The organism is Nocardia uniformis NBRC 13702 (assembly GCF_001613345.1).
In the GTDB taxonomy this organism is placed as follows: Bacteria; Actinomycetota; Actinomycetes; order Mycobacteriales; family Mycobacteriaceae; genus Nocardia; species Nocardia uniformis.
In genome coordinates, this window is the sequence record NZ_BDCE01000020.1 from 65,527 (window position 1) to 74,099 (window position 8,573).

Below are 8,573 nucleotides of genomic sequence, written 5' to 3' on the forward strand. Positions count from 1 at the left end.
TCACCCGGCGATATGGGATCGGTCGCGTGCCGGGTCATAGAGGTGCGACTGCGCACATGAAATGGCCTCCGCCAGCGCCCTTCCCACCATGATCACCGCCGCCTGCCGCAGCCCCGCCGCCGCCACCCGATCCGCGATATCCGCGAGCGTCCCTCGCAGCACGACCTGTTCTGGCTGACTGGCCCGATAAACCACCGCGACCGGGCAGTCGGCCCCATATTCGCCGGACAGTTCCTGCGCGAGCGAACGAATCCGAGTTATAGCCAAATGCAATACCAGAGTCGCCCGGGTCCGAGCGAAGTTGTCCAGCCCCTCCGACTCCGGCATGGCCGTGGACCGGGCCTGCGCCCGCGTCAGCACCACAGACTGCACCAGCTCGGGAACCGTGAGCTCAGCCCCCAGCAACGCCGCGGCCGCCGCGTACGCGGGTACCCCCGGTGTCACATCCCACGCGATTCCCGCCGCATCGAGCCGCCGAGTCTGCTCGGTCAACGCCGAGTACAACGACGGATCCCCCGAACACAGCCGAGCGACATCCTTCCCCTCCCCCACCGCCCGCACACAGTGCCCGATGATCTCGTCGAGATCCAGCCCCTGGGTATCGATCAACTCGGCATCCGGCGCACAGTGCCCCAGCACCTCGGGATCGAGATAGGTCCCCGCATAGAGCACCACCGCGGCCCCGCGCAATAACCCCACCGCCCGCACGGTCAGCAAATCCGCCGCCCCCGGCCCCGCCCCGATGAAGTGCACAGTCATCCCGCGAGTCTATGCAGCGGTCTTCCGACAACTCACTCGGCGAGGCTGAAGGCGGCGGTCACCTTGGTCGGACGCAGACGGACGACGAGTTCGCCGGGGACACCGTTGCGCTTGCCGAATTCTTCGGCTCGGTCTGCCCCCATATAGCGGCCCCCGATGGCGGTGGCGGTCCGGACCAGGTCGTCGAGGTCTTCGGAAGTCTCGGCCACACCCTGCACCTGGACGAATCCGAAAGGCGGCTCCTCGAGGTCGACGCACAGCGCGAGCCGCGGGTCACGAGCGATGGCCTTGCCCTTGGCCGAGGTCTTACCGGTATTGAAGACCAGGTTGTCGCCGTCTACGACGAACCAGATCGGGGTTACCACCGGGCGGCCGTCGCTGGCGGTGAAGGCGAGTTTGCCGGTTCGGGTACCGGCGGAGAGGAATTCGCGCACCTGGGGATCGGAGAGGGAAGCCATGCGGTCCACGGTAGAGAGTGATCGCGGTAATCAGCGCCAACCGGGCGGTGGGGGCGCTCTATCGCTAGCGGCTGTCGTTCATCGATTGTCCAGGTGCAGGAGGGCGACGCGATCGCTGTACTGCGGGATCCGGTTCGGCGGCGGCGGTACGAGCACGTGGCCGGTCAAGGGTGCGGACGTGAGCCGTAATGCGACTGCGGAAGCGGTGGGGATTCATCGGACGCTGGCCGCACACATCTCGACAAGCTGGTCGAAGCGGGGCTGTATCGGAGATCAGTTGCCGAACACCTGGTCTCGCCCGCCGCGCGACTACGGCATGGCGGCAGAGCTTTGGCGCAGGTCGCGGAGGAGGCACGGCTCGATACCGAGTTGTAGGCGGCGGTTCGCAGGCAGGGGCCCGCACCGCGGGCTTTCTCATTGCGCGAGAACTACTCCGCCGAGGACGCCCGGGGAGCGGCACGCCTGACCGCTCAGTGCGCTCGGGGCTCCACCCAGCGTCGCACCGCGTCGATCGTGGTTTCCGGAGAGGTGTTGAAACAGAACCTGATTCCGGGTGAGAGTTCGGTGATCACATTCAGCAGCCGCTCGAAAAGGAGCGTGTGTTCGGGGGCCATGCGCACACCCGCCCCGATCATGGCAACCCGGAAGTCGCCTCCGGCCAGACATTCGCGGACCTTCGCCTCGGCTTCGTCGAGACCGGCGGGAATCAAGCACAGCACTATGTCGAATCCGGCATCGCGGAGCGCGGCATTACCCGCCTCGATACGCGCGGTCAGGGTCTCGGCGTTCTGGCCGGGATATCCACTGAAGTCGACCGCGTTCGGATTCAGGCCGATCGACAGCACGGTGTCGGTCTCGCGCGCACGTTCTTCTCCCATGATGTCCTCCCTTGTCAGCCAAACGAATACCGTCAGCAGCATTGCGGCGGCCACGAGGATTCCCGCGATCCTCACCACGGAACGACGCCCAGCCGGTTGAAGAAGCCACCGGTCGGGCCGTCCGGACCGACCCCGGCCAGTTGAACGATAGCGTCGGTACCCTCGGTCACGGTCTGGGTTCCCGAGTGGTTATTGAGGTCGGTGGCGGTATACCCGGGATCGACCGCATTGACCCGAATACCGTCCAGCGCGTGCGCGTACCGGCTGGTAATCATATTCAACGCCGCCTTCGACGTCGGGTACCCGAGAGCCGGTGGCACCGCATCCTTCCACTGCGGTTCGCTGATGACGGCGATCGAACCCATACCGCTGGACACCATGACGATACGAGGATTGTCGGCGGCGCGCAGTAGCGGCAGGAAGGCGTTCGTCACTCGGATCGGGCCGAAGACATTGGTGTCGAACAGCTCCCGGAGATCGTCTATTCGGGTGTCGGCGGGATGCGCCAGCGGACCGCCGATGGCGGCATTATTGACCAGCACATCCAGTCGATCGACCCGACTCCGGACAAGTTCGGCCGCAGCGGCGACGGATTCGTCGGAGGTCACGTCCAATGGGACGAACTCGACCTCCAACCCCTCCGCCTTCAGTTTCTGGACGGCGGTCGTGCCGCGGTCGATGTCACGCGCGGCCAGGAACACCCGCCAGCCCATGGTCGCGAAGCGGCGCACCGCCTCCAACCCCAGTCCTTTGTTCGCCCCGGTCACGAGGGCTGTTGTCGAAGAAGTCATAGGCGAAGCGTCGCCTGACCATCGCCGCGTCGCCAGGACCGCTCGCCCCTGGGACCGGCGGTACCACCCCGAGTCGCCTCAGCGGAGGCACCATGGATTCATGGATAAAGCCGAACTCGCTGGTGTTCTGCGTAATGCTCGCGCGCGCATCACTCCCGTCGACGTCGGCTTCGCCGCCGGTCCGCGTAGACAGGTACCGGGACTGCGGCGCGAGGAAGTGGCTCAACTGGCCGGGCTGAGTGTGGACTATGTGGTCCGTTTGGAACAGGGGCGCGGCCCCAAACCCTCGACCCAGGTGCTCGGTGCGCTGGCGCGAGCGCTCCGGCTCAGTGACTCCGACCGCGACCTGCTGTTCCGGCTGGCCGGGTCCGAGCCGCCGCAGGCCGGACGGGTGCCAATGCTGGTGCGGTCCAGCGTTTTGCGGCTACTGGATCGGATGTCGGATCTGCCGGTTATGGTGCTTTCGGCCAAATCCGATGTGCTGGCCTGGAATTCGCTGGCGGTCGCCCTGCTCGGCAATTTCTCGAGATGGCCACCCGCGCAGCGCAATCTCATCTGGCAACGCTTTCTCGGTGTCGGCACCGGGCGGCTACGGCTGACACCGGAGGATGACGCGGGATCGGCGGCGGGCTGCGTCGGTGCGCTGCGGACCGCGCAGGCCCGATACCCCGGCGATCCCGACCTCGGCCGTTTGATCACCGAGTTGCGCAGCAACAGCCCACGATTCGAGGAGTTGTGGCGAGAAGGGCGCTCGGGTCAGATCCGAGCCGCCACCAAGACCATCCACCATCCGACCCTGGGCCCGATGACACTCGAGTGCGACGCGCTACAGGTACCGGATTCCGATCAGACCGTGATTGTCTATTCCGCCGCACCCGGCACCCCCGAGGCCACGGCGCTGGACCTGTTACGCGTGACCGGGACCCAGCAGTTCAGCGGGTAGCACGCTCAGATCGCGCCGTGCTCGCGAGCTCGGGCGACCGCGGACGTGCGGGATTTGACACCGAGTTTGGCGTAGATATGCACCAGGTGCGATTTCACCGTCGTCTCGCTGAGGAATAGGCGGCGGCCGATATCGCGGTTGGACAGGCCGTCGGCGACCAGGCGGAGCACCTCGATTTCCCTGGGGCTCAGCGTTGTATCCGGCTTGCGCACGCGGGTCATGAGTTTCGAGGCGACCGAGGGAGACAGCACGCTTTCACCCGCGGCGGCCGACTGTACCGCGGCCAGCAATTCCGACGGCGGGGTGTCCTTCAGGATGTAACCGCAGGCTCCCGCCTCGATCGCACCGAGGATATCGGCATCGGTGTCATAGTTGGTCACCACCAACACATTCGGCGGTTGCGGCAGCGCCCGGACCGCCGCCGTGGCGTCGGCTCCCGACTTCCCGGGGCCGAAGCGCAGATCCATGAGGACCAGATCGACGGGGGTGGTGGCGCAGAAGGCCACGGCCTCATCCGCCGTCGCGACCTCGCCGATCACCTCGATCGCGGAATCGGTCTCGGCCGCACCGGAATCCAGCAGGGCGCGTAGACCCGCCCGGACGATGGCGTGGTCGTCGGCCAGCAGGACCCTGATCATTGCTGATCCTCCAGGGGGAACGAGACGGTGACAGCGGTATGGCCGGGCTCGGATTCCACATTCATGGTGCCGCCCTGCTGCTCCACGCGGCTCCGCATGGCATTGAGACCGAAACTGCCGGAGGGTGATCGGGCGAGCACGGTCGGGGCGATACCGACACCGTCGTCCACCACGTCCAGGTGCACCGCGTCATCGGCGTAGGTCAGGGTAATGCGCATGCGTTCGGCGTGCGCGTGGCGCGCCACATTCGACACCGCGCCCTGGGCGATGCGTACCAGCGCGGCCTCCATGGGCATGGGCAGCCGGTGCGGTTCGCCCTCGACCATCATCTGAGTGTCCAGACTGGGGGTGGCGGCGCGCTGCGCGATGCGGTGCAGGGCCTGGGTCAGGGATTGGCCCTCGAGTGCCGCCGGGGTGAGCTCGGCAATGAGCTGGCGGGTCTCGACGAGGTTGTCGGCGGCGGCTTCGCGAGCCAGCCGAATCTGTTGCAGTGCCGGATGGTCGGGCGCGGCACGCTCGGCGGCATGCAACAGCAGCTGAATGCTGCTGAGCCCCTGGGCGACGGTGTCGTGGATCTCCTGAGCGAGCCGCTCACGCTCGGCGAGTTTGCCCGCGGTGCGTTCGCGTTCGGCGAGAGTCTCACGGGTTTCCAGTAATTCGTCGATCAGCTTCTGTCGTTCGGTGGCCTCGCGGTACAGCGCCGAGTAGCCGAGGCCGATGGCCACCGCCACCGCCGCCGCCAATACCGGCCCGATGACCGCCGCCAGTGAAAATCCGCGATGAATGGCGAATCCGACAATCGATACGACGGTGGCGGCGATTACCGCGACCAGCCCCCAGTAGCGGGGCAGCAGATGCAGATAGAGGAAGAAGAGCCCGAACACCAGGTACACCGAGTCCGGGGCGAGCATCACCAGCCCCAGCCACAGCAGTGTCAACAGCAGCAGCCAGAGGCGCGCCGCGAGGGGTCGGCTCTTGAACAACGCTCCGGCGAAGTAGACGCCCAGGAAGACGCCGCCCAGCACCACGGACGCGGCGGGGTGCACGTGCGACACCACATTCCGCCCCACCAGGACGATCGTCAACACCACCATGAGCGCGTGCAGTCCCAGTTGCAGGGCGGCGAACACGGGAGTCAACGGGGAGCGATGCACGTTGTTAGCTTATGCCCGGCTACCTGGGCGGCATCCATCGAAAGTAGGAATGGCCGCCCCACCGTTCGCTGGTGCGCGTTTCGTTCCGCGGCGCGATGTCCGGTGGGCGTTTCGGGGAGAGAGTGGAGCTATGTTCGTCGCGCTCCGAGATCTGCGAGCCGCTCGCGGTCGTTTTCTGCTCATCACACTGGTCGTCACCATGGTGGCGCTGCTGGTGAGTTTCCTCAGCGGGCTCACCGCCGGTCTGGCGCATCAGAATATCTCCGCCATTCAGGCGCTGCGGACCGATACCGTGGTGTTCGCCGATACCGGCGCCGCACCGTCCTTCGACTCCTCGACCCTGAGCGAGGAACAGGTGCGAACGTGGCAGGCGACCGGCGGCACGGTGGACCCGATCGGAATCAGTCGCACCCGCGCCGCTCGCGATGGCGTCCCGGCCACCCAGGTGGCGTTGTTCGGCGTGGACGGTACGCCCTTCGGCAATCGTGTGGCTACCGGATCGGGGCAGGTGGTGCTGAGCAGCGCCGCCGCCGAAAACCTGGATGCGAAGACCGGTGACAGGGTCACGCTCGGCTCGGACACCTTCACGGTGCGGTCGGTGACCAGCGACGATTGGTACGCCCATACGCCCGTGGTGTGGACGACCCTGCCCGACTGGCAGGCCGTGAATCCCAGGTCCGGCGCGGCCACCATTCTCGCGGTCTCCGGTGTCTCGGACCGTTCGGCCGTCAATGCCGCCGCGCATACGACCACCACCACTTCCGAGGATTCGCTGTCGGCGATGAGTTCCTATCAGGCCGAGAACGGTTCGCTGACCCTGATGACGGTCATGCTGTTCGCCATCTCCGCATTGGTGATCGGAGCCTTCTTCACCGTGTGGACGATTCAGCGCACCGCCGATATCGCCACTCTGAAGGCCCTTGGCGCGACTACCGGTTCGCTGGTGCGCGACGCGCTCGGCCAGGCCCTGGTGGTGCTGCTCATCGGCGTCAGCGTCGGTGTCGGCGGCACCGTGCTGGCGAGCGTATTCATGGGCGACGCACTACCTTTCGTGCTCGGCCCGGGGACAACACTGCTCCCCGCTGTCGCCCTCATCGCCCTCGGTCTACTGGGCGCGGCGTTCGCGCTGCGTTTCCTGGTCACCACCGATCCACTCACCGCCCTCAACCAAGCACGCTGAATGTCTGTTGCCCAGGAGTTTTCGATGACCACCGCTCTCACCGTCGCCGACCTCACCCTCACCTACCCCGATGGCGGCGGCCGCATTACCGCCCTCGACCAGGTGAACCTCGCGGTACGCGGCGGTGAGATCGCCGCCATCACCGGACCTTCCGGCTCCGGAAAGTCGAGCCTGCTGGCCGCAGTCTCGACTCTCATCCGCCCCGACGCGGGCTGCATGCTCCTCGAAACACCCTCCGGCAGCTGGGATCTCGCGGCTTTGTCGCGCCGCGAAGCCGCCGCGCTACGTCGCGACCAGATAGGCATTGTCTTTCAACAGCCCAACCTGGTCCCGGCCCTCACCGCACTGGAACAACTCGAAGCCATGACCCACCTCGGCCAAACCTTCCTCGTCTCTCCCCGCCGATGCCGCGAAACCCGAGCCCACGCAATGGAACTCCTAGCCGCCGTGGGCCTGGCCGACCACCACCACAAACGCCCCGCCCACCTCTCCGGCGGCCAACGTCAACGCGTAAATATCGCCCGCGCCCTCATGAACAACCCCGCCCTCCTGGTCATCGACGAACCCACCAGCGCCCTCGACCAGGAACGCGGCGCGGCGATCATCGACCTGATCCTCCAGGTGGTCCACGACCATCAGGCCGCAACCCTGCTGGTAACCCACGACCACTCCCACCTCCACCAGATGGACGCCGTCTACTCCATGATCGACGGCCGCCTAACCCGCAATGCCGCCTCGCTCGCCGTCGCCTGAGCAATGGTCGTCCCCGATGCCCTGGGCGCGAATAGCGGCATGGACACGGTCGAGAATGATGTGAGGACGGCGGTGGAGCAGGGTCGCACCGACTCGAACTATGCGCCAGCTCAACGACTCCAGGACTGCCAGGCGATCGATGTCCTTCGCGCGTTGACGGGGGTCGGTCCAGTGCTGGGCACCGTCGTACTCGACTGCCACTCGCCATTGCTCCCAGCCCATATCGAGTCGGGCTACGAATACGCCGTAGGAATCACGGACGACCAGTTGCGTTGCAGGAGCCGGCAATCCGTGGTCCACCAGCAGTAGACGGGTGCGGGATTCGGGCGGCGATTCGGCGCCGGCGTCCACCAGCGGGATAAGGTCCGCGAGTCGGCGCATCCCCCTGGTACCCGAATGACTCCGGGCCACCGCCGCAATATCTTGCGCATGGAGGCCTGTTGCGGCGCAGAGGGCGTCGAGTATCGGCAACGCCGCATCTCGCGACAGACGACGGCCGATGTCGAAGGCGGTTCGCGCCGGGTTCGTCACGACGAAACCCTCAATTTCACAGCGCTCTTGCAAGTCGATGTGCGCCTTGACCACGCGTATTCCCCTGGGCTGTCGGCAGTGTCCCAACCGTGCGAGTTCAGCGGGAAGCCGCGAATCCAACCACTTGGTCCCATGTAGGGCAGCAGCGGAATATCCGACCAGCACCCCGGCCCCCTTTGCCCAGTGTGCTGCCGCCCGTGCTATCTCCCTCGCATCCAGCACGTGCCCCCGGCGCACATACACATCCGGGAACACGCGTACGAAGTTGTGCCGCAGCTCCCACCGGGTTACCAACCCTGCCGCCAAGGCCCATGAGCCGGAGAACGGCTCATCCAACACCCCCATAGCCCAATAGCTTCCGCTCTTCGTTCTCACTGCGCTACCGGGGCTGTGGATAACTTTGCTGGGGCGGAATGGGGGGACTGAAAAGCTGTTCTCGGGGCCTACGTAGCCAAGTCGGGAGCGGGCGTGGCGGTTCCAGCCGGGTG

General features: G+C 66.2%; 10 protein-coding genes. 3 read left to right on the plus strand and 7 right to left on the minus strand.

From position 1 onward, the window contains the following. The 4 genes from cobM to NU1_RS06730 all read right to left on the minus strand — a co-directional run bounded on the left by cobM (window position 1) and on the right by NU1_RS06730 (window position 2,886). Window positions 1-759 (minus strand): precorrin-4 C(11)-methyltransferase, encoded by a 759-nt coding sequence (gene cobM, locus NU1_RS06715; RefSeq protein ID WP_067518459.1) that lies wholly within the window; start codon window positions 757-759, stop codon window positions 1-3. Between the two features lie 32 nt (window positions 760-791). After that, entirely contained in the window at window positions 792-1,217 is a 426-nt protein-coding gene (locus tag NU1_RS06720; protein WP_067518461.1) for a PPOX class F420-dependent oxidoreductase, read from the minus strand. Between the two features lie 470 nt (window positions 1,218-1,687). Then, window positions 1,688-2,095 carry a hypothetical protein gene (locus NU1_RS06725; RefSeq protein ID WP_067518476.1) on the minus strand — a complete coding sequence of 136 codons (408 nt, stop codon included), beginning with the start codon at window positions 2,093-2,095 and terminating at the stop codon, window positions 1,688-1,690. Window positions 2,096-2,166: 71 nt separating this feature from the next. Beyond that, the gene (locus NU1_RS06730; protein WP_067518462.1) at window positions 2,167-2,886 is read right to left on the minus strand and encodes an SDR family oxidoreductase; all 720 of its coding nucleotides are present in this window, start codon (window positions 2,884-2,886) and stop codon (window positions 2,167-2,169) included. A 100-nt stretch (window positions 2,887-2,986) separates the two neighbouring features. On the opposite strand from NU1_RS06730, the gene NU1_RS06735 reads away from it, so the two are divergent. Next, complete coding sequence (locus tag NU1_RS06735; RefSeq protein ID WP_067518464.1) at window positions 2,987-3,829, plus strand: helix-turn-helix transcriptional regulator; 843 nt, start codon at window positions 2,987-2,989, stop codon at window positions 3,827-3,829. 5 nt (window positions 3,830-3,834) lie between these two features. Here NU1_RS06735 and NU1_RS06740 read toward each other — a convergent pair whose 3' ends face one another. Both NU1_RS06740 and NU1_RS06745 read right to left on the minus strand, forming a co-directional pair. Next, window positions 3,835-4,467 (minus strand): LuxR C-terminal-related transcriptional regulator, encoded by a 633-nt coding sequence (locus NU1_RS06740; protein WP_067518465.1) that lies wholly within the window; start codon window positions 4,465-4,467, stop codon window positions 3,835-3,837. Further along, entirely contained in the window at window positions 4,464-5,621 is a 1,158-nt protein-coding gene (locus tag NU1_RS06745; protein WP_067518466.1) for a sensor histidine kinase, read from the minus strand. The genes NU1_RS06740 and NU1_RS06745 overlap by 4 nt, the downstream gene beginning before the upstream one ends. Before the next feature lie 130 nt (window positions 5,622-5,751). On the opposite strand from NU1_RS06745, the gene NU1_RS06750 reads away from it, so the two are divergent. Then, a complete protein-coding gene (locus tag NU1_RS06750) occupies window positions 5,752-6,801 on the plus strand; it encodes an ABC transporter permease (RefSeq protein WP_067518468.1) in 1,050 nt (349 codons plus the stop codon). 24 nt (window positions 6,802-6,825) lie between these two features. Next, on the plus strand, window positions 6,826-7,554 hold the full coding sequence (locus NU1_RS06755; RefSeq protein ID WP_067518478.1) for an ABC transporter ATP-binding protein: 729 nt from the start codon (window positions 6,826-6,828) through the stop codon (window positions 7,552-7,554). On the opposite strand, the gene NU1_RS44525 is transcribed toward NU1_RS06755, so the two are convergent. Next, window positions 7,519-8,430, minus strand: coding sequence for a PDDEXK-like endonuclease domain-containing protein (locus NU1_RS44525; protein WP_067518470.1), 912 nt, complete (start codon window positions 8,428-8,430; stop codon window positions 7,519-7,521). The two genes, NU1_RS06755 and NU1_RS44525, sit on opposite strands and share 36 nt — an antisense overlap. Window positions 8,431-8,573: the final 143 nt, after the last annotated feature.

Excerpts from the sequence above, each read along its gene's own strand:
- cobM (WP_067518459.1), bottom strand. The coding sequence starts at position 759 with ATGACTGTGCACTTCATCGGGGCGGGGCCGGGGGCGGCGGATTTGCTG.
- NU1_RS06720 (WP_067518461.1), bottom strand. The coding sequence starts at position 1,217 with ATGGCTTCCCTCTCCGATCCCCAGGTGCGCGAATTCCTCTCCGCCGGT.
- NU1_RS06725 (WP_067518476.1), bottom strand. The coding sequence starts at position 2,095 with ATGGGAGAAGAACGTGCGCGCGAGACCGACACCGTGCTGTCGATCGGC.
- NU1_RS06730 (WP_067518462.1), bottom strand. The coding sequence starts at position 2,886 with ATGACTTCTTCGACAACAGCCCTCGTGACCGGGGCGAACAAAGGACTG.
- NU1_RS06735 (WP_067518464.1), top strand. The coding sequence starts at position 2,987 with ATGGATAAAGCCGAACTCGCTGGTGTTCTGCGTAATGCTCGCGCGCGC.
- NU1_RS06740 (WP_067518465.1), bottom strand. The coding sequence starts at position 4,467 with ATGATCAGGGTCCTGCTGGCCGACGACCACGCCATCGTCCGGGCGGGT.
- NU1_RS06750 (WP_067518468.1), top strand. The coding sequence starts at position 5,752 with ATGTTCGTCGCGCTCCGAGATCTGCGAGCCGCTCGCGGTCGTTTTCTG.
- NU1_RS06755 (WP_067518478.1), top strand. The coding sequence starts at position 6,826 with ATGACCACCGCTCTCACCGTCGCCGACCTCACCCTCACCTACCCCGAT.
- NU1_RS44525 (WP_067518470.1), bottom strand. The coding sequence starts at position 8,430 with ATGGGGGTGTTGGATGAGCCGTTCTCCGGCTCATGGGCCTTGGCGGCA.